The sequence below is a fragment of the Microlunatus sp. YIM B11417 genome, assembly GCF_059617205.1.
This window is the reverse complement of sequence record NZ_JCAMPJ010000002.1, coordinates 617930-640213: the sequence shown is the minus strand read 5'-3', so window position 1 is coordinate 640213 and position 22284 is coordinate 617930. Positions and strand designations below refer to the sequence as shown.

20 protein-coding genes are annotated in these 22284 nt (G+C 70.7%); 10 read left to right on the top strand and 10 right to left on the bottom strand.

Annotated features, from left to right (window positions below):
• Positions 1 to 111 precede the first annotated feature (111 nt).
• The 4 genes from AC6CCG_RS13365 (at position 112) to AC6CCG_RS13350 (ending at position 6847) form a co-directional block, all read left to right on the top strand.
• The gene (locus AC6CCG_RS13365; RefSeq protein ID WP_496655033.1) at positions 112 to 1509 is read left to right on the top strand and encodes an alkaline phosphatase PhoX; all 1398 of its coding nucleotides are present in this window, start codon (positions 112 to 114) and stop codon (positions 1507 to 1509) included.
• 161 nt (positions 1510 to 1670) lie between these two features.
• Complete coding sequence (locus tag AC6CCG_RS13360) at positions 1671 to 2786, top strand: AMP-binding protein (protein ID WP_496655032.1); 1116 nt, start codon at positions 1671 to 1673, stop codon at positions 2784 to 2786.
• Positions 2787 to 2796: 10 nt separating this feature from the next.
• The gene (locus AC6CCG_RS13355; protein WP_496655031.1) at positions 2797 to 3699 is read left to right on the top strand and encodes a 1,4-dihydroxy-2-naphthoate polyprenyltransferase; all 903 of its coding nucleotides are present in this window, start codon (positions 2797 to 2799) and stop codon (positions 3697 to 3699) included.
• A gap of 88 nt (positions 3700 to 3787) precedes the next feature.
• A complete protein-coding gene (locus AC6CCG_RS13350) occupies positions 3788 to 6847 on the top strand; it encodes a CDP-glycerol glycerophosphotransferase family protein (protein ID WP_496655030.1) in 3060 nt (1019 codons plus the stop codon).
• A 226-nt stretch (positions 6848 to 7073) separates the two neighbouring features.
• On the opposite strand, the gene AC6CCG_RS13345 is transcribed toward AC6CCG_RS13350, so the two are convergent.
• Genes AC6CCG_RS13345 through AC6CCG_RS13335 form a run of 3 tightly spaced genes read right to left on the bottom strand, consistent with a single transcriptional unit; the run spans position 7074 to position 8934 of the window.
• Positions 7074 to 7532, bottom strand: coding sequence for an RlpA-like double-psi beta-barrel domain-containing protein (locus AC6CCG_RS13345; protein WP_496655029.1), 459 nt, complete (start codon positions 7530 to 7532; stop codon positions 7074 to 7076).
• Positions 7519 to 7734 (bottom strand): hypothetical protein, encoded by a 216-nt coding sequence (locus tag AC6CCG_RS13340; RefSeq protein ID WP_496655028.1) that lies wholly within the window; start codon positions 7732 to 7734, stop codon positions 7519 to 7521. The genes AC6CCG_RS13345 and AC6CCG_RS13340 overlap by 14 nt, the downstream gene beginning before the upstream one ends.
• A 54-nt stretch (positions 7735 to 7788) precedes the next feature.
• Positions 7789 to 8934: a glycosyltransferase gene (locus AC6CCG_RS13335; RefSeq protein WP_496655027.1), complete on the bottom strand. Its 1146-nt coding sequence runs from the start codon at positions 8932 to 8934 to the stop codon at positions 7789 to 7791.
• Positions 8935 to 8963: 29 nt separating this feature from the next.
• On the opposite strand from AC6CCG_RS13335, the gene AC6CCG_RS13330 reads away from it, so the two are divergent.
• Positions 8964 to 9278 carry a nucleotide pyrophosphohydrolase gene (locus AC6CCG_RS13330; protein ID WP_496655026.1) on the top strand — a complete coding sequence of 105 codons (315 nt, stop codon included), beginning with the start codon at positions 8964 to 8966 and terminating at the stop codon, positions 9276 to 9278.
• A gap of 42 nt (positions 9279 to 9320) precedes the next feature.
• Here AC6CCG_RS13330 and AC6CCG_RS13325 read toward each other — a convergent pair whose 3' ends face one another.
• Genes AC6CCG_RS13325 through AC6CCG_RS13315 form a run of 3 tightly spaced genes read right to left on the bottom strand, consistent with a single transcriptional unit; the run spans position 9321 to position 11826 of the window.
• Positions 9321 to 10082: an amino acid ABC transporter ATP-binding protein gene (locus AC6CCG_RS13325; RefSeq protein ID WP_496655025.1), complete on the bottom strand. Its 762-nt coding sequence runs from the start codon at positions 10080 to 10082 to the stop codon at positions 9321 to 9323.
• On the bottom strand, positions 10079 to 10957 hold the full coding sequence (locus AC6CCG_RS13320; RefSeq protein WP_496655024.1) for an amino acid ABC transporter permease: 879 nt from the start codon (positions 10955 to 10957) through the stop codon (positions 10079 to 10081). The genes AC6CCG_RS13325 and AC6CCG_RS13320 overlap by 4 nt, the downstream gene beginning before the upstream one ends.
• Complete coding sequence (locus tag AC6CCG_RS13315; RefSeq protein ID WP_496655023.1) at positions 10954 to 11826, bottom strand: ABC transporter substrate-binding protein; 873 nt, start codon at positions 11824 to 11826, stop codon at positions 10954 to 10956. The genes AC6CCG_RS13320 and AC6CCG_RS13315 overlap by 4 nt, the downstream gene beginning before the upstream one ends.
• Before the next feature lie 93 nt (positions 11827 to 11919).
• Between AC6CCG_RS13315 and AC6CCG_RS13310 the strand changes: the two genes are divergently transcribed.
• On the top strand, positions 11920 to 12171 hold the full coding sequence (locus tag AC6CCG_RS13310) for a PLD nuclease N-terminal domain-containing protein (protein ID WP_496655022.1): 252 nt from the start codon (positions 11920 to 11922) through the stop codon (positions 12169 to 12171).
• Between the two features lie 106 nt (positions 12172 to 12277).
• On the opposite strand, the gene AC6CCG_RS13305 is transcribed toward AC6CCG_RS13310, so the two are convergent.
• The gene (locus tag AC6CCG_RS13305) at positions 12278 to 12781 is read right to left on the bottom strand and encodes a gluconokinase (RefSeq protein ID WP_496655021.1); all 504 of its coding nucleotides are present in this window, start codon (positions 12779 to 12781) and stop codon (positions 12278 to 12280) included.
• Positions 12778 to 14214 (bottom strand): NADP-dependent phosphogluconate dehydrogenase, encoded by a 1437-nt coding sequence (gene gnd, locus AC6CCG_RS13300; RefSeq protein ID WP_496655020.1) that lies wholly within the window; start codon positions 14212 to 14214, stop codon positions 12778 to 12780. Before gnd ends, AC6CCG_RS13305 begins: the two co-directional genes overlap by 4 nt.
• Before the next feature lie 179 nt (positions 14215 to 14393).
• Between gnd and AC6CCG_RS13295 the strand changes: the two genes are divergently transcribed.
• Both AC6CCG_RS13295 and AC6CCG_RS13290 read left to right on the top strand, forming a co-directional pair.
• Complete coding sequence (locus AC6CCG_RS13295) at positions 14394 to 15377, top strand: hypothetical protein (protein ID WP_496655019.1); 984 nt, start codon at positions 14394 to 14396, stop codon at positions 15375 to 15377.
• 869 nt (positions 15378 to 16246) lie between these two features.
• Entirely contained in the window at positions 16247 to 16795 is a 549-nt protein-coding gene (locus tag AC6CCG_RS13290) for a 23S rRNA (adenine(2058)-N(6))-methyltransferase Erm(C) (RefSeq protein ID WP_496655018.1), read from the top strand.
• 68 nt (positions 16796 to 16863) lie between these two features.
• On the opposite strand, the gene AC6CCG_RS13285 is transcribed toward AC6CCG_RS13290, so the two are convergent.
• Positions 16864 to 17361: an SSI family serine proteinase inhibitor gene (locus AC6CCG_RS13285; protein ID WP_496655017.1), complete on the bottom strand. Its 498-nt coding sequence runs from the start codon at positions 17359 to 17361 to the stop codon at positions 16864 to 16866.
• A 174-nt stretch (positions 17362 to 17535) separates the two neighbouring features.
• Between AC6CCG_RS13285 and AC6CCG_RS13280 the strand changes: the two genes are divergently transcribed.
• Both AC6CCG_RS13280 and AC6CCG_RS13275 read left to right on the top strand, forming a co-directional pair.
• Entirely contained in the window at positions 17536 to 20472 is a 2937-nt protein-coding gene (locus AC6CCG_RS13280; RefSeq protein ID WP_496655016.1) for a S8 family serine peptidase, read from the top strand.
• A gap of 10 nt (positions 20473 to 20482) precedes the next feature.
• On the top strand, positions 20483 to 21331 hold the full coding sequence (locus tag AC6CCG_RS13275) for an AAC(3) family N-acetyltransferase (protein ID WP_496655015.1): 849 nt from the start codon (positions 20483 to 20485) through the stop codon (positions 21329 to 21331).
• 78 nt (positions 21332 to 21409) lie between these two features.
• Here AC6CCG_RS13275 and AC6CCG_RS13270 read toward each other — a convergent pair whose 3' ends face one another.
• Positions 21410 to 22252: an alpha/beta fold hydrolase gene (locus AC6CCG_RS13270; protein WP_496655014.1), complete on the bottom strand. Its 843-nt coding sequence runs from the start codon at positions 22250 to 22252 to the stop codon at positions 21410 to 21412.
• Positions 22253 to 22284: the final 32 nt, after the last annotated feature.

The window sequence follows — 22284 nt, the reverse complement described above, 5'->3', positions numbered from 1 at the left end:
CCAACCCGTTCGCAACTGTTCGGCCAGGCTTTCGCCGGAGCGTCTCGCGCGCGTCGCCGGTCGCTGCCTAGCGTCGTGAGTCCAGGGACGAGAACTTCGAGGAGACGCACGATGCCCGACCCCCAATCCCACTCCCGGCCCGGTGCCACCACCGACGGCACCGGCCGGCGCCAGTTCCTCCGCGGCGGACTCGCGGCCGCGGCCTCACTGGCGACGCTGGGCCCGCTCGAGGCCCTCGGCGCCCGGACCGCCCCGCTGACCAAGCACGCGATCGGCCCGGACTACGGGCCGCTGAGCCCGGTCAAGGACCACACGACCGGACTGGAGCTGCTTCGGCTGCCGAAGGGATTCGAGTACCTGTCGTTCGGCTGGACGGGTGACGAACTGTCCGACGGCAGCCCGACGCCGGGCGCGCACGACGGGATGGCCGCCTTCCACCGCCGCGACGACAAGATCGCGATCGTCCGCAACCACGAGGTCGGCAGTTTCAGCGGCGCGTTCGCCGAGCCGGCGTACAACCCGAACGCGGGCGGCGGCACCACGACGTTGATCTTCGACCCGGGGGCCGGTGAGTTCACCGAGGCCAGGGCCAGCCTGTCCGGCACGATCCGCAACTGCGCCGGCGGCCCGACCCCGGGTGGCAGTTGGCTGACCTGTGAGGAGACCACGGTGGTCGGCGCCGACGGCACCCGGCACGGGTACGTCTTCGAGGTGCCGCACCACAAGGCCGGTGATCCCCGGCCGATCAAGGAGATGGGCCGCTACAGCCACGAGGCCGTTGCGGTGCATCCGCGGACCGGCGTGGTCTACCTGACCGAGGACGACACCCCGGCCGGCTTCTACCGCTTCATCCCGAACCGCCGGCACACCCTGTCCGCGGGCGGCAAGCTGCAGATGCTCGTGATCAAGACCGACGACGGCTCCTCGTACAGCACGTACGCCGATCCGACCGGCACCGAGTACGAGACCTCCTGGGTGACCATCGACAACCCGGACTACGCGCCCGGCGAGGTACGGCCCGCCCTGCAAGGCCAGGCCAAAGGCGCCGCCGTGTTCCGCCGGCTCGAGGGCGCCTGGTGGGGCAACGACCGGGTCTACCTCGTGTCGACCAGCGGCGGGCCGAAGGGGCAGGGCCAGGTCTTCGAGTACGACCCGGCCGAGGAGCGGCTGCGCGTCCTGTTCGCGTCGCCGGACGCCTCGGTCCTGAACAACCCCGACAACATCTGCGTCAGCCCGCGCGGCGGCATCGTACTCTGCGAGGACGGCGACTCCGGCGAGTACCTGCACGGCCTGACCACCGACGGCGAGATCTTCCCGTTCGCGCTGAACCAGGTGGTGATCCCCGAGGGTGGCGTACCGGGCAAGAAGGTGGCGCCGGGCGACTACGGCGGCTCGGAGTGGTGCGGCTCGACGTTCGAGCCGAAGGAGGGTAAGTGGCTGTTCGCCAACGTCCAGTCCCCCGGGATCACGTTCGCGATCACCGGCCCCTGGCAGAACGGGTCCCTCTAGCCCCGTCCGCCCCACCTCACCAAGTTTCCTGTCGCTTTACCCAGGAAACTTCTCTGGTAAAGCGCCAGTTTTTCACGTTCCGTGAAAAACTGCCGCGACCGTCGGCAGGCCCACAGGCTCACCCGAAGAGGTGGCCGCGGGCCGGCTGAGAGACTGGCGGGGTGCTGATTGTCGAACCCACGCCGGAGGCGTTGACTCCGGCGCTGGCGGCGGCGCTGGCCGGCGGGGAGCCGGTCGCGCCGCTGCCCCTCGACCCGGCGGAGCGACGGACGGCGTTGGAGATGCTCCGGCCGGACCAGCCGCTCGAGTCGGGCGACATCGCCGCACTGCTCGCCACCTCCGGGTCGACCGGTCAACCCAAGGGCGTCCTGCTCTCGGCGGCCGCCATGATCGCCGGCGCCGAGGCGACCCATGATCGACTTGGCGGGCCGGGGTCGTGGACGCTGGCGCTGCCGGCGCACTACGTGGCCGGGTTGATGGTGATCGTCCGTGGGCTGGTCGCCGGCCGGCCGGTGATCACGGTCCGCGGTGATCTTGCCGATCTCACCGCGCCGGCCGGGCCGGGGCCGCACTACCTGTCGCTGGTGCCGACCCAGCTCGCCCGCTCCCTGAGGACACCACAGCTCGCCTCGACGCTGGCCGGGTTCGACACGATCCTGCTCGGCGGTGCGCCGGTCGGTCCGAGCCTCCTGGACGAAGCAGCAGGGGCCGGGCTGAACGTGATCACCACGTACGGCACCAGCGAGACCTGTGGCGGCTGCGTCTACGACGGAATCCCGCTGCCCGGCGTGAAGATCACGTTGGAGCCGGACCTGGACCGGGTCATGATCACCGCGCCGATGGTGTTCTCCGGCTACCGGCTGCGGCCCGACCTGACCCGGATCGCGCTGCGCCAGGACCCCACCGGCCGGACCTTGATCACGAACGACCGCGGCCGGTGGGACGGAGAGCGGCTGACCGTGCTGGGCCGGCTGGACGATGTCGTGATCACCGGCGGAATCAACGTCGACCTGGCCCAGCTCGAGGCCCTGGCGGCCGAGTCCCCGGCGGCCGGGACGGCAGAACTGGCGATCGTCGGCGTACCCGATCCGACCTGGGGAACCATGATCATCGCCGTTGTCGACGCGCCGGTCGGTCTGGACGCGTTGCGGGCCGACCTGGCCACCCGGCTGCCGGAACGCGGCCTGCCCCGCCGGGTGGTCCAACTGCCCGCGCTGCCGCGAACCAGCAGCGGCAAGATCGACCGGCAGCGGCTGATCCAGCTGGTGACTGGGTAGCGTGAGGCCGGTGACCGAGGACGTGACGACCGCGACCCCACGGCAGTGGCTGGCCGGGGCGCGACCGCAGACCCTGCCCGCCGCGCTGAGCCCGGTGATCGTCGGCTCCGCGCTGGCCCACGCCGCCGGCGGCTTCGCCCTGCTGCAGGCCCTGCTGGCGCTGCTCGTCGCGCTGGCGCTGCAGATCGGCGTCAACTACGCGAATGACTACTCCGACGGCATCCGCGGCACCGACAAGGATCGGGTCGGCCCGCTGCGGCTGGTCGGCTCCGGCCTGGCCCGGCCGAAGGCGGTCCGGACCGCCGCGTTCATCAGCTTCGGCGTCGCGGCCGTCGCCGGACTGGTGCTCGTCGTGCTGTCGGCGCAGTGGTGGCTGATCGCCGTCGGCGCGGCGTCCATCCTCGCCGCGTGGTACTACACGGGCGGCCGGCGCCCGTACGGCTATCTGGGCCTCGGCGAGCTCTTCGTCTTCGTCTTCTTCGGACTGGTCGCCACCTGCGGCACCACGCTGGTCCAGCTCGGCGCGATCAGCCCGGCGGCCCTGGTCGGCGCGGCGGCGGTCGGCTGCTGGACCACCGCGATCCTGGTCGCCAACAACCTGCGCGACCTGACCGGCGACCAGGCGTCCGGCAAGCTCACCCTCGCGGTCCGGATCGGCGACCGGGGCACCCGGTTCCTCTACGCGGGCCTGATCGCCGCCGCCGCGCTCGGTCTGATCGTCGTCGCCGCCCTGACCAGCTGGTGGGGTCTGCTGGCCATGATCGGGGTCGCGCTCCTGGTCCCGTCGGTGCTCGCGGTGCTCCGCGGCGCCACCGGCCGGGACCTGATCGGGGTCCTGAAGACCACCGGCCGGACCGAGGTCCTCGCCGCGCTGGGCCTGGCCGTCGGCCTGATCGTCGCCGGGCTCACGTAGCGGGAGGCCCCCTGGCCTTGCACGCTCTGGGCGGGCCGAATCGGCTAGGCTCCCAGCATTCGTCCGGCGCACTTTGGGAGGGCAAGGAGTGCTGATTGCGGTCGCGGGCGCGCCCGCTTCCGCGCCCGGAGTCTCGGACCGGCTGCGGGGCCAGTGTGCCGCCCTTCCGGTACGGGCTCGGGCCCGCATCGCGGATCTGCCCGAGTCGGACCCGGCCGGCGTCCTGACCGGCCTCGCCGATCTCGCCGACGAAGCCGCGGCCAACGGCGAACCGCTCGCGGTCTGCGCCGCCGACCTGCTGGTCTCGGACACGCCACTGTTGCAGGTCCTGGACGATCCCCGGGACGGCTCGCGCGCGCTGATCGAGACGCTGGCGGTCGGCCAGGACGCCCCGACGACCGCGGTCCGGGTGGTCCGCGGCCAACTGGCCGGCGTCGCCACTTCCCGGCATCAACTGAACGAGGCCACCGGTACGTTCCTCGGACTGCTCGTGCTGCGGCCGGCCGACCTGCCGACCGCGGCCGCGGCGTGGCGGGACGCCGTGGCCCTGCTCGTCCAGCGCGGCTGGACCGACCTCGACCCGGTGCAGACCGCCCTGCTCGCCCTGGTCCGGTCCGGCGTCGCGCTGACGGCGGTGCCGGTGGACGGTTACCTCGGCGCCCGCGGGGCGGCCGTGACACCCGAACTGCTCGGCCGGGTCGAGGAACTCAACGAGGCCGACATCGCCTGGCGGCGGGCCTCCCGGCCGGGTGACGGCGTCTGGTCGACGTTCGTCCTGCGACCGATCTCCCGGCGGTTGAGCCGGTGGGCGGTCGGCGTGGGACTGACCCCCAACGCCCTGACCTTGATCAGCCTGGTGATCGCGTTCGGGGCCTGCGCCATGATCGCGTTCGGCCCGCTGCCGGCGGTGATCATCGCCGCTCTTCTGCTTCAGTTCTCCTTGATCATCGACTGTTCGGACGGCGAGGTGGCCCGGTCCACCCGGTCCTACACCCCGTTCGGCGCCTGGGCCGACCTGACCTCGGACCGGGTCAAGGAATACCTGGCGCTGGCCGCCCTCGCCGTCTGTGCGGTACGCGGCGACGGCGACGCCTGGCTGCTCGCGGTGGCCGCACTCGGCCTGCAGACCGTACGGCACCTGCAGGACTACTCCTTCGCCGACACGGTGCTGATCTGGTGGCGCCGGCCGCGGCCGGACCTGCGGCCACTCGGCGAGACCGGCCCGGTCAGCCGTAAGTCCGGGCCGAGCGACGCCGTGGCCCGGATCATCGGCACCCCGACCGGCCCGGCGCACTGGATCAAACAAGCCCTGCACGCCCAGATCGGGGAACGCTGGCTCGTGCTCACGGTCGGGCTGATCGTCGGCGGACCGGTCGCCGCCCTGATCGCGTACCTGGTGCTGGTCGGGATCGCCGAGCTGTGGACGCTGACCGGGTGGGTGCTGCGGACCGTCACCCGACGGGACCGTTCCGCGCTGCCCGAGGCGGCCGCGGTGCTGCTGGCCCGGCTGCGCGACGACGGCGTACTCGTCAAGGTCCTGGGCGGTCGACCCCGGCGTCCGCTGGCCTGGCTGCTGCCCCCGTTCCTGACCGGGCTGGAGGGGCTGACCGTCCTGATCACGACGGCCCTGGTCGCGCCGTCGGCGTTGTGGCTCGGTTTCGCCTGGCTGGCCGTCGTCGCCGCCCGGCGGTACGACCTGTTCTACCGGCACCGCACCGGGCGCCGGCCGCTGCCGTACCTGCTGTCGGTGCTGGGCGGCGGTTGGCCGGTCCGGATCCCGGCCCTGATCATCGGCGCGTTGAGCGGGCCGACCGGGCACAGCTGGCTGCTCGGCGTCGGCAGCATCTGGCTGGCCCTAGTCGTGGTGCCGGAGAGCCTCGGCTCGGCGCTGGCCTCGCTCCGGCCGGCCGGCCGCGACTACGGCGAACAGCCGCCGCTGTCCGGTCCGGCCCGGCTCCGGCTGGCCAAGTCCGTGCTCCGGCGGGCGGTCTCGGTGCCGGTGAGCCGACTGCTGATGCTGCTCCGCGCGCCGCGCCGGCAGGCCCTGGTCGGCGGGCTGCCGGACACCGAGGAGAACTCGCTGGTGACGGCGATCGGGCTGACCCGGCGCTACGGCGGCAAGGTGTTCCTGGTCGCCAACGACGTCGAGGTCGTCCGCACCCAGCTGCGCCGGGTCGCGGCGCTGCTCGGAACCCCGGAGGCGGCGGACCGCGTCTCCGTGATCACCAAGGCCGGCCTCCGCACGTACCTGATCTTCGTCGACAGCGAACTCGTCCTGTACACGCACGGGCTGTACGACTCGCCGCGGCCGCTCCGGCGCCGCCTGCACGTCAACCTCTGGCACGGCACCGGGCCGAAGTGGAACGCCAACGCCAACTTCGCCCAGCGGATCGGCGCGCAGGCCCACTCGGCGTCCAGCCCGTTGTGGGGACTGGAGGCGATCCGGGCGCTGTCGATGCGGCCGGAAACCGTTGTGGTGGCAGGGAATCCGCGGCAGGACGTGATCGCCGCCGCGACCGACCGGGCCGCCGTCGCCGGGCTGGGTGTCGATCCCGAGCGGCCGTACGTGCTCTGGCTGCCGACCTTCCGCCGCTCCACCGCGGCCGGGCTGGTCGGGCTGGCCGAGGGCGAGTCCCTGTCGCCGGCGGCGGCCGCGGCGTTCCTGGCGGCGGCCGACCGGGCCGGCGTGCAGTTGATCATCAAGCCGCACCGGCTGGACGCCGACCGGCTCGGCGAGCTCGGGCTGACCGTGATCACCGACGCGGACCTGAGCGCCGCCGGCGTGACCCTCTATCAGCTGATCGGGCTGGCCGACGGACTGCTGTCCGACTACTCCAGCGTCTGGGTCGACTACCTGGACACCGGCCGCTCGATCGGCCTGTACGTCCCCGACCTGGACAGCTACACCGCCGGCCGCGGCCTGAACCTGCCGGCCCTCGGCGACGTCGCCGGCGAGTTGATCATCACCGAGGAGACCGCCGCCGAGTTCTTCTCCGCGGTCGCCGACGGCAAGTGCTTCGCCGAGGACGGCCAGCTCCGGCTCCGCCGCCGGCTGGCCATGATCACGGTCCCCCTCGGCTCCCGTACCGACGCCCTCCTGGACGACCTGCACCCCCTGGCCCCCCACCTCAACCTCAACCTCCGCTGACCGGTCACCAAAGCAGCGTTTCTGCCGGCGTGTCGCTGCGATGGTGACCTGTCGGTGCGTGGGAGCGGGCGGTCCGGACCCTCGATCCCCCAGCCGAGCCCGGGGCGCGTCCGCGACGTAACCATCCGCAACCGATCGCGCTGTCCACGACCGGCCCAGCCCACGCCCTCTCGCCCGGCCCGGCGCCCACCCTCTCCGGCCCGGCCTCCCCTCCCGATCGGGGCGGTCAGCCCGTGCGGTGCAGGCGCAGGGTGGCGTTCTCCAGGGTCGTGTAGAGCGGGCTCTCGGTGAAGTCGGGCCGGTCCTCCTCGCCCAGATAGACGTCCAGGTGCTTGGCACCGCCGAGTCCGGGCGTGAACTCGTCCTCGATGATCCAGGTCGGCTGCCGCAGCTTCGTACAGACCTCGTCGGCGACCTCGGCGTCGCCGCACCCGACGATCTCGACCCGGCTCCCGCGGGGCAGCACGTCGGCGTCGGTCGCCGCGGAGACGTACGGACGCAGGGCCTCGCCGTAGGAATTGCGCGCCTCGGCGTCGAGCCAGTAGCCGACACCGTGCGACCAGTTCAGGTAGCGGCCCGCGTATGCGCCGGTGGTGATCCGGCCGGTGCCCTCGTCCTTGACGGCGGTGACGAAGCCGCGCGGGTAGCGGCCGAGCGGGTCGTCGCCGTGCTCACAGTCCAGCACCGGGCAGCCGGTGACCGCGACCCCGCTCGTCGTCGTGGAACGACTCGACCGCCGTGTAGTAGACCGTGACCTCCCAGCCCGACTGGACCACGCCCGACGCGACGGCGCTCGGGGTCACCGCGGCCGGCCCGGAGGTGCAGCCGATCAAGAGCAGCGCGGCGGCGATCATGCCGACGAGACGGACGGAAGCGCGGGACGGCATCGGGCTCCTTCGCTCAGGTACGGGAGGGAAGGCACCATCCTGCCGACGCCGGGGTCAGGTGACCTCGTCGTAGATGCGTTCCAGGGCCGGCGTACAGCGACGGATGTCGAACTTCTCCAGGACATGTGCTCGGCCCTGCCGCCCGAGCCGTTCGGCGTACGCGTCGTCGGTGAGCACGGTCTCCAGCCGCTTCGACAGCGCCGCCACGTCCTTCTCCGGCGCAAGCAGGCCGGTGACCCCGTCGTCGACGGCCTCGCGCAACGGTCCGTGCGCGTACGAGACGACCGGCGCGCCGTGCAGCCCGGCCTCGAGGAACGTCATCCCGAGGCCCTCCGCGTCGCCGTCCGGCCCGGTCCGGGACGGGCCGCAGAACACCCGGGCCCGGTCCAGCGCCCGCGCCACCTCGTCGGACCCGAGGTGCCCACGCAGTTCGACCGAAAGACCGAGTTCGTCGGCCCGGCGGCGGATCTCGCCGGCCAGCGGACCGTCGCCGATGATCGTGATCGGGGTCCGGCGCAGCTCCCCGGGCAGCCGGTCGACCGCCTCGAGCAGATCCAGGACGCCCTTCTTCGGCACCAGCCGCCCGACGAAGACGATCCCGCGCCGCTCCGCCCAGGGCGGGAACGGCGACGCCGCGTCGAGGTCGCGGACATCGATCCCCATGTAGTGCACGGTGACCCGGTCCTCCGGCGCGCCGAGCCCGATCAGCCGGTCCGCGATGAACTCCGAGACCGCGATCAGCCGATCCGCGTACGCGAACACCCGGCGCAACCGCCTCCGGTACTCCCGGCCGCGGCCGAGCGAAAGCCGCGGCACCCGGGTGACGTCGTACCCGTGGAAGGTGGCCACCATCGGCAGCCCGGCCCGCTTCGCCACCGGCAGCGCCCGGATCGCGGACGGACCGAAGTGCGCGTGCAGCACCGCTGCCTCGGCCTCCATCAGGAAGTTGACGTACCGACGTTCCCAGCCGACGGTTCCGAGGACCTCACCGCGCAACTTCTGTGCCGTGGACGCCCCGGTGAACGGCGCGAAGTCGGCCTCGACCAGCGGCTCCGGCAGCTGCTGCATGCCGACCTTGACCGCCTGCCACCGGGTCATCGCCGCGATCTGATCGCGGATGAACGTCTCCGAACCCGGCAACCAGACGTCCCGCCAGACCGCGACGGTCGGTCGGTCGGAGGCTGGATCGGTGCCGGGCATCTGAGAAACCTTAATGGTACGAATGCTGCGTGAGCATCAAGGCGCTGCAAGATCAGCTGGCCGATTTCGCCGATCGTCGCGACTGGGGTCCGTTCCACACGCCACGCAATCTGGTCCTGGCGTTGACCGGCGAGGTCGGCGAGCTGGCCGCCGAGTACCAGTGGCTGACCGAGGAGGAGGCGGCCAAGGCGATGGACGACCCGGAGCAGGCGCGGGCCATCCGGCTCGAGATGGCCGATGTGCTGATCTACCTGCTCCGGCTGGCCACCGTCACCGACGTCGATCTCGATGCGGCGGTACGGGAGAAGATGGCGATCAACGAGAGCCGCTTTCCCCCAGCCTGATCAACTCGGCCTGATCAACTCGGCCTGATCAACTCGGCCTGATCAACTCGGCGTGATCATCCGGGCCAGGAACTCCCGGGTCCGCTGCTCGGCGGGCTCGGTGAAGATCTGCTCCGGCGGACCCTGCTCGAGGATCCGGCCGTCGTGCAGGAAGCAGACCTTGTCGGCGACCTGCCGGGCGAAGTCCATCTCGTGGGTGGCGATCACCATCGTCGTACCCTCCTCGCGCAGACTCCGCAGCAGAGTCAGCACCTCGCCGACCAACTCCGGGTCGAGCGCCGACGTGACCTCGTCGAGCAAGATCATCATCGGCCGGTTGACCAGGGCCCGGGCGATCGCCGCCCGCTGCTGCTGACCGCCGGACAACTGGTCCGGCCACTGTCCCACCTGCTCGGCCAGGCCGACCCGCTCCAGCATCGCCCGGGCCTCCTCGCGGGCCTTGGCCGGCGGCACCCGGTGCACCCGGATCGGCGCCAGGGTGACGTTGTCGAGGACGGACAGGTGCGGGAACAGGTTGAACGCCTGGAACACGATGCCGATCCGGGCCCGGACCCGGTCGGCGTCGATCCGTGGATCCGAGATGTCCTCGCCGGCCAGCAGGATGCGGCCGTCGTCGAGCTCCTCGAGCAGGTTGAGGCAGCGCAGCAGGGTCGACTTGCCCGACCCGGAGCCGCCGATCAGCACCACGCACTCACCCTCGGCGACGTCAAGATCGAGACCGTCCAGCACCACGCGGCGGCCGAACGCCTTGCGCAGGCCTTCGGCCCGCAACAACGCCTCCCGGGGTACGTCCGCGGCGGTCACAGGTGGCTCCCGCCGCCGGTTCCGTACCAGCCCTGGCGCCGGGCCACCCAGTCGGTGACCCGGGCCAGCGGGATGGTCAGCGCGACGAAGAGCGCCCCGGCGACCACGTACGGGGTGAAGTTGAAGTCCATCGCGGTCTCGATCTGGGCCGCCCGGATCGCGTCGATCACACCGAGGACGGCGATCAGGCCGGAATCCTTCTGCAGGCTGACCAGGTCGTTCAGCAGCGGCGGCACGACCCGGCGGACCGCCTGCGGCAGCACGACGAAGCGCATCGTCTTGGCATAGCTGAGACCGAGCGACCGGGCCGCGGCCCGCTGCGACGGGTGCACCGACTCGATCCCGGCCCGGAACACCTCGGCGACGTAGGCCGAGTAGGTCAGCACCAGGGCGGCGCCACCCCAGATCACCGCGTCGCTCGGCAGTCCCTGCAGTCGCAGCGCCGGCACGCCGAAGCCGAGCAGGAAGATCACCAGCAACAGCGGGAGCCCGCGGAACACGTCGGTGTAGGCCGCCGCGAACATCCGCAGCGGGAAGAACACCGGACCGCGCAACGTCCGCAGGATCGCGATGATCAGACCGACGATCAAGATCAGGACGCCGCAGCTGATCATAACCCGGATGTTCAGCCAGAGTCCGGAAGCGACCGCAGGCAAGGCATCGAGCGCCTTGACCGGGTCGAAGAACGTCTCCTGCACCCGCGGCCAACCGGGCGTCGAGGTGATCCCGATGATCGTCACGGCGACCACGACGACCGTGCTCACGATCGCGATGATCATGGAGCGGGTGGACCGGCGGCGCCGGTGGCGGATTCGTTCCAGCTGCAGCGGCGACGGCCGCCACGGCTCCCCCGTCGACGGCGAGACGATGGTCACGACAGTACGGGAGCACCGCCCGAGCCGGACAGCCACTCCTGCTCGAGCCGCTTCAGGGTGCCGTCCGCGCGGAGTTGATCAACGGCGCCGGAGACACAGCCGGTCAGCCGGCTGCCCTTGCCCAGCACGAATCCGAACTGGTCCGGCGTTCCCGTACCGGCCGGCAACTGACCGACGATCACACCGTCGTCGAGCTGCGCGGCGGTCATGTAGAACGCGGTCGGCAGATCCACCACGATCCCGTCCACCTGGCCGTTCTGCAGCGCCTGTACGGCAAGATCATTCGTGTCGTAGACGGCCGGCTGCTGGCTCGGCTTGATCTGCTCGGTGATCGCCGTGTACGAGGTCGTACCCACCTGGGCGCCGAGCTTCGCGCCGGCCAGGTCCGCGATCGTCGTCTTCCCGTCGATCGGCGAGCCCTTCGTGGTGATCACGGTCTGCGCGACGTCGTAGTAGCCGGTGGAGAAATCCACCGCCTTGCGCCGCTCCTCGGTGATCGACACCTGGTTCAGGTCGACGTCGAACTTCTTCTCCCCGGGCGCGTACGCACTCGTGAACGGGACCACCGTCCAGGTCACCTCGTCACGCGCGAAGCCGAGCTTCTCGGCGACCGCGTAGGCCACCGCCGACTCGTAGCCCTTGCCGTTCGACGGGTCGTCGTCGACGAACCACGGTGCGTAGGCCGGCTGGTCGGTCGCCACCGTGAAGGTACCCGGCTTGACCAGGGCCAGCGACTCCTTGGCACAGGCCGCGGCGTCGGTCGGCGGCGGCGCGGACGACTCGACCTGCGGCGCGCAGGCCGCGGCGAGGGTCAGCGCGACGGCGGTCAGGGCACCGAGGCCCAGCCGGGCCGGACGAAGAGGGGACATCGCAAGGCCTCCCAGGGAGTTCGAAGGGGTCGGTTCACCGACGGGCAAACGATACTGGCTCCGCCACTGGCGTCACGGGGCTAGGCTTTGCCCATGATCAGGTACCTGCCGATCATCATCGTGGCGCTCCTCACGATCTACTGTGTCGTCGAGGTGGCCCAGGCGCGCCCGCTCGAGGTGCGCCGGATGCCGCGCTGGCTCTGGGCGACGATCATCATCTGCCTGCCGCTCGCCGGTGCGGTCTGCTGGCTGTTCTTCGGCCGGCCCAACGCCGAGTCCCGCCGCCGGTTCGAGCAGCGCCCGAAGGCCCCGGACGACGACGTCGACTTCCTCCGCGGCCTCTGACGCCCGACCCCACACACTTTCCTGTCGCTTTACCAGGGAAGCTTCTCGTGCATTGCGCCAGTTTTTCACGTTAACGTGAAAAACCGACGGGTCCCCGGGCGGAGGGTCAGCGGGCGAGTTGGTCGAGGGCGGTGGCGGCGATCTGCTGCGGGGTGCCGGTCACCGGGATCACCACACCGTCTTCGTCCGGGCCGAGCGGTTCCAGCGTCTCCAGTTGGGAGTCGAGCAGGCCGAGGGGCATGAAGTGGTCGGTGCGGGCGGACATCCGGGCCGCGATCTCCTGCCGGGACCCGTCCAGGTGCACGAACCGTACCCGCGCGTCGGCCTGGCGGAGCACGTCCCGGTAGATCCGGCGCAGCGCCGAGCAGGTCACCACCACGTCGCCCTCGGCGGCCGTGATCCAGTCCCGGATCGCGGCCAGCCAGGGCTGCCGGTCCTCGTCGGTGAGCGGGGTGCCGGCCGACATCTTGGCGACGTTCTCGGCGGAGTGGAAGTCGTCCGCCTCGGCCACCGGCAGGCCGAGCCGCTCGCCGATGATCGCCGCGACGGTCGTCTTGCCCGAGCCCGCGACGCCCATCACGACGAGCGCCGTCTTGGGAGCAGCGGTCACGCCGGGCTCTCGGAACGGTCGGCGCTCCACTCGGTGTGGAAGGTGCCGTCGCCGTCGACCCGGCGGTACGTGTGCGCGCCGAAGAAGTCGCGCTGGCCCTGGATCAGGGCGGCCGGCAGCCGCTCGGCCCGGACCCCGTCGTAGTACGCCAGCGACGACGAGAACGCCGGCGTCGGCACCCCGTGCCGGGCCGCCGCCACGACCACCCGGCGCCAGGCGGCCAGGCTGTTGCCGACCGCGCCGGTGAAGTATTCGTCGGCGAGCAGCAGCGGCAGCTCCGGATCCCGCTGGTACGCCTCCGTGATGCGGTCCAGGAACCGGGCCCGGATGATGCAGCCGCCGCGCCAGATCCGAGCCATCGCGCCCCGGTCGATGTTCCAGTCGAACTCTTCGCTGGCGGCCGCGATCTGGTCGAAGCCCTGCGAATAGGCGACCACCTTGGACGCGTACAGCGCCAGCCGGACGTCCTCGATGAACGCGTCCGGGTCGTCGACCTTCCAGGCCTCGGCATCGGCCGGCAGCACCTTGCGCGCCGCCTCGCGCTGCGGGACCGATCCGGACAGCGCCCGGGCGAACGTGGCCTCGGCGATCCCGGTGATCGGCACCCCGAGGTCGAGCGCGTTCTGCACCGTCCAGCGGCCAGTGCCCTTCTGCTCCGCCTGGTCCAGCACGATGTCCACGAACGCCGAGCCGGTCTTGGCGTCGACGTGGCCGAGCACGTCGGCGGTGATCTCGATCAGGAACGACTCCAGGTCGCCGGAGTTCCAGGTCCGGAAGATCTCGGCGATCTCGGCTGCGGACTTGCCGGTGCCCTGCCGGATCAGGTCGTAGGCCTCGGCGATCAGTTGCATGTCGGCGTACTCGATGCCGTTGTGCACCATCTTGACGAAGTGCCCGGCGCCGTCCGGCCCGACATGGGTGCAGCACGGTTCGCTGTTCACCTTGGCCGAGATGTCCTCCAGCATCGGCCCGAGCGTCCGGTACGACTCCGGCGACCCGCCCGGCATGATCGAGGGACCGTTCAGCGCACCCTCCTCACCACCGGAGACGCCGGTGCCGACGAAGTGCAGGCCGCGCTCCTTCAGCGCCGCCTCGCGCCGCCGGGTGTCCGGGAAGTGCGCGTTGCCGGCGTCGATCACGATGTCACCCTCGTCGAGCAGCCCGAGGAGCTCGTCGATCACCGCATCGGTCGCCGCGCCGGCCTTCACCATGATCACCACACGGCGCGGTTTCTCCAACGAGGCAACGAAATCCCGCATCGACTCCGACGGTACGAAGGTCCCCTCGTCACCATGATCATCGATCAAGGACGTGGTCTTGGCGTAGCTGCGGTTGTGCACCGCCACCCGGTACCCGTGCCGGGCGAAGTTGCGGGCCAGGTTCCGGCCCATCACGGCCAGCCCGGTGACCCCGATCTGCGCAAGTTCAGCCACGATTCGACTCCATCCGTTCGGTACCTGTACGAGCAAGCGACTGCCGGGGGTAGCGTAGCCGCGCCGCCGCCGGCTCCCTCCGGCGACCGCCCCTTGAACGACCTGGCGGCCGGGCCCGACGCGCTTGCTCGGCATCGGATACTGTGACCGGAAGCCCCGTTCTTGCTCAAGGAGCAGCCATGCTTCAGCCGCTTGGGATCACTGCCGAAGCCGAGGCCAGTTACGTCGTTCTGGCCACCACGGACGCCGCCTCGGTCGAGGACCTGGCGGAGCGTGCGAACGTGGCCAGGGACGCCGTCGAACAGTCGCTCTCCGAGTTGCGCGCGCTGGGCCTCGCGGCCGAGACCACGCCCGGGCACTGGAAGGCCCTGCCGCTGCTCGACGTGGTGGCCGGCCTGCGTCAGCAGCGCCAGTCCGAGCTGGAGGCGGCGACCATCGCAGCGGAATCCCTGGCCAGCCACCTGTTGGCGGCCTCGGAGTCGGCCAACGACACGATCAAGATCCTGGTCGGCGCCGATGCGATCGTCGCGGCCCGGCGGGAGATCTGCGACTCGGCCAAGCGGGAGATCTGCGCGTTCGACAAGCCGCCCTATGTCCAGGCCCGGCCGAACGCGACGCCGGAGAGCCTCACCGAGGAGGCTCCGGAATGGCAAGCGCTGGACCGCGGCGTTTCGATCCGCGCGGTCTACCATCCCGGGTTCGACTCGGACCGGTTGTCCGAGTTGTCCCTGTTCGCGCAGAAGGGTGAGCAGTCCCGGACGGCTCCGGTGCCGATGAAGCTGTTGATGGCGGACGCTCAGGTCGCACTGATCCCGTCGATGCGCTCGTACGGACCCGGCCATGAACTCCGCGCCTCGCTGACCCGGCACCCGATGCTGATCGAAACCCTGCAGTGGTTGTTCGAAGGTGTCTGGGATGCGTCGGTGCCGATCATCACGCACTACGGGCGTACGGATCCGCGGCGCCAGATGTTGATCTCGCTGTTGATGACCGGCTCGACGGACAACGCCATCGCCGGCCAGCTCGGAGTCACGGTGCGGTCGGTCCGACGGTGGATCTCCGACCTGATGGACGAGCTGGGAGTGAGCACCAGACTGCAGCTCGGAGCTGCTTTGGTGCGGGCCGATGCGCTGAACCAGACCCCCGATCGGCAGCGAGCCTGAGATTTCCCGTTGATCTCAGCGTCAACATCTTCCCAAGCCGGGTCCTTCACGGCTACGATCCCCCACAGAAAGAAGCCACGCCCGCGGTCCTCTGGGAAAGGACCGCGGGCGTCGCCCAGGGGGAGGAGATCCTCATCAGTCTCGGGGGATGACTGATAAGGACATCAGCGACAGATTCGGTGCTCACATCACCGGTCTGTCTTTTCCGGGAACGTCAGGTAATCCCGGCTTCCTTGCGGAAGTCTTGTGTTGTCATCGCCGTGGACCCTCACTTCCTGACAGTGAGGTCGGTGACCCGGCGGTCTTGCTTCTCCCTATTCAGATGCTGTTGACATCGCTGTGGATGCCCACGCTTTGAGCCTTAACTCCGTTGACGCCGTCTGCCTTGATGCTGTTGACCGCACTCGCCGCCGTAGCCGCCGCAGCAATCACGCCCACCGCCAACACGGCCGCGGCTACTGCTCGTACGACGATGCGCTTGGCCGGCCTAGCCCGCCGAGCACCGACACTGTTGTGAGACATGCAACTCTTCCTTCCTGTTGGTGCCAGCCTCCGCATTCCCAGTTGCTTCGGCAGTCACCCCTGACGTTGGTTAGAACTTATTCGACCCGGGAGACGAAGTCACCACTTTTGAGTGTCCAGTACTGGAAATGTCCTAAAGAGGACCCTGACGGTCGCCGTGCGACCTGACTGCCCCCGAGCCTCACCCAGCCAGGATGGCCCCGCCCCAGTTCGCGGTCAAGCCGCCTCTCACTAGGCGAGGAACCGCTTGCCGCGGGCCGGCGGCCGGGGTCGCCGGAAAACCCTTCGCAGACCGGAGCCGACGGTCGGTACGTTCGGAGACATGAGCATGTTCATGATGGTGGCCCGTGTCCGGGGCAGGGCGGCAGCGGCCGTCGTCCCGACGTCAATGGGGTTGGCACCGGCTCGAGCCTGAGTGGGCGGACCGGCTGGTCGATCACGCCCAGGTCCGACCCGGACAGCTGGTGGTGGAGTTCGGGGCCGGGACCGGAGCGGTGACCGGGCCGCTGTTGGACAGCGGGGCCCGGGTGATCGCTGTCGAACGGCATCCCGGACGCGCCGAGACCCTGCGCCGGCGGTTCTCCGCACAGCACGGTGATGACCGGCTGAAGGTCGTCGAGCTCGACGCGCGGGATTTCCGATTACCGAGCCGCCCGTTCCGGGTGGTCTCGAGTCCGCCGTACTCGATCACGTCCGAACTGCTGGGGTTGATCACGACGCGTACGAGCCGGATGGTGCGGGCCGACCTGCTGCTGCAGCGGGCCGCCGTGAGCCGGTACGTCCGCCGACCGCCCGGCCGCTACGCCGGGGTGTTCGGGCTGCCGGTGCCGCGGCGAGCGTTCGCGCCACCGCCCGCGGTCGACTCGGCGGTGCTGACGCTGAGGCGGCGATCTTGACGGGCAGGGTTCCTGACGGATCGGCCGCCGTGGAGGCGAGGCCGCCCGGACCGGTCGGACCGCGCTGATCAGCTGCCGGCGCGGGGCAGCAGGCCGGCCAGCGCATCCCAGCGGGCGATCTCGCAGCCGTTGGTCCGGCTCAGGATGCTGTTCACCGGCTTGCCGCGCCAGGTCCCCGTGATCGTGGCGGTCTGCGGGCCGCCGTACTGCTCGGTGCAGGTGCGGTCCGGCGGCACCGGCTGCAGCGCCGCCTCGTGCGCCTGCAGCGCCGCGCAGGCCGCCTTCGGATCGGGATGGTTGCCGCCGGCCGGAGCGCAGGTCAGCGTCCAGGTCGAGACGGTGCCGTTGCCGTTGTCGTACCGGATCGTCAGCTCGTCGCCGGGCGACGGCTGGGCGGTCGTCGGCGCACCGGAGGTCGAGGGGCTCGGCGACGGCTCGCTCGGACCGGACATGGTCGGCTCCTCACTGGGTGAGGCGGGCGTCGTTCCCGGAGCGCAACCGGCGATCAGCCAGACCAGGCAACCCAGCAGCACCAGCGAGGTCGCTCGTCGGTACCCGTTCCGCATCCGTTTCCTTTTCTCGACGCGTCTCACCCCGACTGCTAGCGTCAACCCTAACCGGGGGGTCCAGTGGGGCTGGACTCTTCGCATGTCCACGGCCCGGCGACCTCGTCGTGTAAGGGGTTCGACGCGGAGAGGATCGCGATGTTGGTCAGGAAACGTAGTCGGTTGGCTGCCCTCGTGACCGTCCTGCTGGTGACGGTCGGGCTGGTGGCGACGGTGCAGCCGGCGACGGCCGATCCGCTGCTGCCGGAGGCCATGCCGCTGACCGCGCCCGGGACCTACATCGTCACCCTGACCGACCGGCCGCTGGCCACCTACGACGGCTCCCGGAAGGGCTTCGAGGCGACCCGGCCGAAGGACGGCCGCAAGGTTCGCGTCGACACCGACGCCGCGAAGGCGTACCGCGGGCTGCTGTCCCGGCTGCAGGACGGCATCGCCGACCTGGTCGGGGCGAAGGTGCTGCAGCGGTTCTCGGTCTCGCTGAACGGGTTCGCCGCCGAGTTGACGCCGCGCCAGGCCCAGCGACTGCAGGACACACCGGGCGTCCTCTCGGTGGTCAAGGACACCCTGATCCAGTCCGACGACGACCGCCGCTCCACCGACTACCTCGGCCTCAGCGGCGACAAGGGGGTCTGGGAGTCCCTCGGTGGCGCGAAGAAGGCCGGCGCCGGCGTCGTGGTCGGCGTGATCGACACCGGCATCTGGCCGGAGAACCCTTCCTTCGCCGGTGATCCGCTGAAGTCCGAGCGCTCGGACGAGGAGTTCCAGCCGTACCGCGACGGCGACGAGGTCATCCTCGAGAAGTCCGACGGGAGCACGTTCCACGGCACCTGCCAGACCGGCGAGGAGTGGACCGCCGCCGAGTGCAACGACAAGTTGATCGGCGCCCGCTTCTTCGGCGACGCCTGGATGGCCGCGGTGCCGCCGGCCTCCCGGCGCGACTTCCTGTCGCCGCGGGACGGATCCGGTCACGGGTCCCACACGGCCTCCACGGCGGCCGGCAACGCGGACGTACCGGCGAGCGTCGACGGGGTGCCGTTCGACGAGATCTCCGGCGTCGCGCCGGCGGCCAAGATCGCCGTCTACAAGGCACTCTGGGAGGGCGCCACGCCGGAGCAGTCCGGCGGCTTCACCTCCGACATCGTCGCGGCCATCGACGCCGCGGTCGCGGACGGTGTCGACGTGATCAACTACTCGGCCGGCAGCGGCGACACGGCGCACGACGACCCGGTCGGGCTCGCGTTCCTGTCGGCCGCCTCGGCGGGCGTGTTCGTCGCGGCCTCGGCCGGCAACGCCGGCCCGACGCCGGGCACCGTCGGCAACACCGAACCGTGGGTCACCTCGGTCGCCGCCCACACGATCCAGCCGTACGAGGGCACCGTGGTGCTCGGCGACGGCCGGAAGTTCGCCGGAGCCAGCACGACCATCCGGGACGAGGTCGGGCCGTCGCCGCTGGTCACCGGCGCGACCGTCAAGACCGCCGCGGCCACGCCCGAGGACGCCGCGCTGTGCGGCCCCGGCACGCTCGATCCGGCCCTGGCCGTCGGCAAGATCGTCGTCTGCGACCGCGGCACATACGACCGGGTGGCCAAGTCGGCCGAGGTGAAGCGGGCCGGCGGCCTGGGCATGGTGCTGGCCAACCTGGCCGAGGACACCACGGTCGGCGACCGGCACTCGGTGCCGTCGGTGCATCTGAACCCGCCGGGCTCGGTCGACGTGAAGACGTACGCGGACACGGTCGGGGCCACGGCGACGCTGGTGCAGGGCAACCAGACCGACGTCAAGACCCCGTACCCGCAGATCGCCGACTTCTCCTCCCGCGGGCCGTCCGCGTCCAGCAACGGTGACCTGGTCAAGCCCGACCTCGCCGCCCCGGGCGCGATGATCCTGGCCGCGGTCGCGCCGCCCAGCAACGAGGGCCGCGACTACGACTTCTACGACGGCACCTCGATGGCCGCGCCGCACGTGGCCGGGCTGGCCGCGCTGCAGCTGACCAAGCACCCGAAGTGGGAGCCGATGCGGATCAAGTCGGCCCTGATGACGACCGCCGGCAACCTGAAGAAGGCCGACGGCAAGGCGTTGACCGATCCGTTCGACCAGGGTGCCGGCGGCGTCCGGCCGGAGAAGATGTTCGATCCGGGCCTGGTCTTCGACGCCGGGGACGACGACTGGCTCGGCTACCTCGAGGGTCTCGGCATCGACACCGGCACCGGTGTCGAGGAGATCGACCCGAGCGACTACAACAGCCCGTCCATCGCGATCGGCGAACTGCTGCAGCACCAGACCGTGACCCGTACGGTGACGGCGCTGAAGCCGGGGATCTACCGGGCCAAGATCAACGTGCCCGGCCTGCGCGCCAAGGTCACGCCCTCGATCCTGAACTTCGACGAGGCCGGCCAGACCAAGACGTTCAAGGTCACGTTCGAGAAGGACACCGCGGCCTACGACAAGGCGGCCACCGGGTTCCTCACCTGGAACGGTGCGGGCACGTACGCCCGGCTGCCGATCGCGGTCACGCCGGTCCAGCTGTCGGCCCCCGAGGTGGTGTCCGGCAGCGGCCGCAACGGGTCGCTCCGCTACCAGGTGGTACCCGGCGTCGACGGCGACTTCCCGATCACGAAGTACGGCCTCGCCGGCGGGACCGCCGAGAAGGGTTCGCTGAAGCCGTCGGAACAGAAGCAGTACCCGGTGACGATCGAGGAGGGCACCAAGGCCGCCCAGATCTCGGTCCGGTCCGAGTACGAGCAGGCCGACCTGGACCTCTACCTGTACCGGATCGTCGACGGGACGCCGGTGCCGGTCGGGCAGTCCGCCGGGCCGACCGCGGACGAGACCGTACAGCTGACCGCTCCGCCCGCCGGCGAGTACGTGGCCCGGGTCGAGGGCTACGCGAACGCGCCGGAGACGGAGACCACGCCGTACGTGTTCCGGTCCGCCTCGGTGACCGACAAGACCTCCGAGGGCTCCTTCACGGTCCGGCCGTCGGACCCGACCGCCGAGGTCCAGGAGCCGATCGACGTCACGGTCCGCTGGCGCGGGCTGGAGCGGGACCTGCCCTATCTCGGCTACATCGAGTACCGGGACGGCTCCGGCACCCTGGTCACGATCAATTGATGATCACGGCATGACCGATCGCGTGATCGGCCGGGACGAGCTCGTCGTCGGCCTGGAGCGGCTCGGGCTCGGCCGCGAGTCGGTCGTGTTCCTGCACGCCTCGCTGCGGTCGTTCGGCCGGGTCCACGGCGGCGCCGACACCGTGATCAGTGCGGTGCGGCAGGTCTGCGGCACCGTACTGATGTTCGGCGCGGTCGGCGAACGGACCGGCGTGCCCGCGCCGCCCGGACTGGTCCGGCCGAACAACTCGTTCTACGAGGCGGATTCCTGGGCGGCCTTCGATGCGGCCGTCGCCGCCGCGACGCCCGCCGCGCCAGGGCTGTCGACGGACACCTGGCTTGGTGCGGTCGCCGCCGCCTTCGCCGGGCAGCCGGACGTGATCACCGGTGATCATCCGCTGTACCCGTTCCGCGCCGCCGGTGATCACGCCGAGGAGTTGATCAAGGGCCAGCGACCGGATCGGATGCTCGGAGCCGTCGACGTGCTGGACCGGCTGGACGGCGACGTGCTGCTGCTCGGCGTCGGCCACCATGCCAATACGACGATCCACCTCGCCGAGCAGCGGCTGGGTCGCTCCCTGTTCTACCGGTACGCCGTCGTCGCGCCGGGTGTCTGGGCCGAGGTGCCGAACGTGTCCGGCGAGTCGCACCGGTTCGACGACCTCGAGCCAGACCTCGCCCCAGCGACCGTGGAGACCATGATCGGGAACTGCCGGGCCCGCCGGATCCCGGCCCGGGCGGTGCTGGCGGCCGCCACCTCGGTGATCATGAAAGACCCCGCCGCACTGCTCTGTCCGGATCCGGACTGCCGCTGTGGCGGAGCGTTGCGGCAGCGGCTCGCCGTCCTCGCCGCGGAGTGAGGATCGACCACGTTCCCTGAGCCTGTCGAAGGGCAAGGCCAGGCCCGGCACTTCGACAAGCTCAGTGCGCGTTCGGCGCTAGGCCTTCACGAACTCCAGCAGGGCCTGGTTGACCTCGTCCGCGTGCGTCCAGAGCAGGCCGTGCGGGGCGCCCTCGATCTCGACGTAGCGCGCCTCCGGCACCGCCTGCCGGAACCGCCGGCCGGTGGCGTCGATCGGCAGGATCCGGTCACCGGTGCCGTGCAGGATCAACACCGGCTTGCCGCTGTCCCGGACGGCGGCCACGTCGTCGCGGAAGTCCTCGATCCAGGTGGGCACGACCGCAGAGGCGGCGACCGGAGCGGACCGGGTCGCGGTGTTCCAATTGGCCGTGACGACCTCCTGGCTGATCTTGCTGCCGAGGTTCTCGTCCAGGTTGTAGAAGTCGTTGTAGAAGCCGGTGAACCAGGCGTAGCGATCTTGCCGGGCAGTGGCGGCGATGCCGTCGAAGACCTCCTGCGGCACGCCCTCCGGGTTGTCCTCGCGCTGCACCAGGAACGGTTCGAGCGAGGCCAGGAAGGCGAGCTTGGCAACGCGATCATGACCGTGGTTCTTGACGTAGCGAGCCAGTTCGCCGGTGCCCATCGAGAATCCGACCAAGATCACGTCCGTCAGGTCGAGGGTCTCCAGCACCGCGTTCAGGTCCGCAGCGAAGGTGTCGTAGTCGTACCCGTCGTTGATCTTGCTGGACTGCCCGAAGCCGCGGCGGTCGTAGGTGATCACGCGGTAGCCGGCGGCCAGCAGCTCCCGGGTCTGCCGCTCCCAGCTGTGCCCGTCCAGCGGGTAGCCGTGGATCAGCACGACCGGCCGGCCGCTGCCCTGGTCCTCGTAGTAGAGCTCGATCGGCGTGCTGTTCTGCGTCCCGACGGTGATGGTGGCCATCAGTCTTTCCCTTCGACTCGATCGGAGAACGA

Coding starts and splice junctions, on each gene's coding strand:
- AC6CCG_RS13365 (WP_496655033.1), top strand. CDS start 112: ATGCCCGACCCCCAATCCCACTCCCGGCCCGGTGCCACCACCGACGGC.
- AC6CCG_RS13340 (WP_496655028.1), bottom strand. CDS start 7,734: ATGCCGTCCCGCGCTTCCGTCCGTCTCGTCGGCATGATCGCCGCCGCG.
- AC6CCG_RS13335 (WP_496655027.1), bottom strand. CDS start 8,934: ATGCCCGGCACCGATCCAGCCTCCGACCGACCGACCGTCGCGGTCTGG.
- AC6CCG_RS13315 (WP_496655023.1), bottom strand. CDS start 11,826: ATGTCCCCTCTTCGTCCGGCCCGGCTGGGCCTCGGTGCCCTGACCGCC.
- AC6CCG_RS13310 (WP_496655022.1), top strand. CDS start 11,920: ATGATCAGGTACCTGCCGATCATCATCGTGGCGCTCCTCACGATCTAC.
- AC6CCG_RS13295 (WP_496655019.1), top strand. CDS start 14,394: ATGCTTCAGCCGCTTGGGATCACTGCCGAAGCCGAGGCCAGTTACGTC.
- AC6CCG_RS13285 (WP_496655017.1), bottom strand. CDS start 17,361: ATGCGGAACGGGTACCGACGAGCGACCTCGCTGGTGCTGCTGGGTTGC.
- AC6CCG_RS13275 (WP_496655015.1), top strand. CDS start 20,483: ATGACCGATCGCGTGATCGGCCGGGACGAGCTCGTCGTCGGCCTGGAG.
- AC6CCG_RS13270 (WP_496655014.1), bottom strand. CDS start 22,252: ATGGCCACCATCACCGTCGGGACGCAGAACAGCACGCCGATCGAGCTC.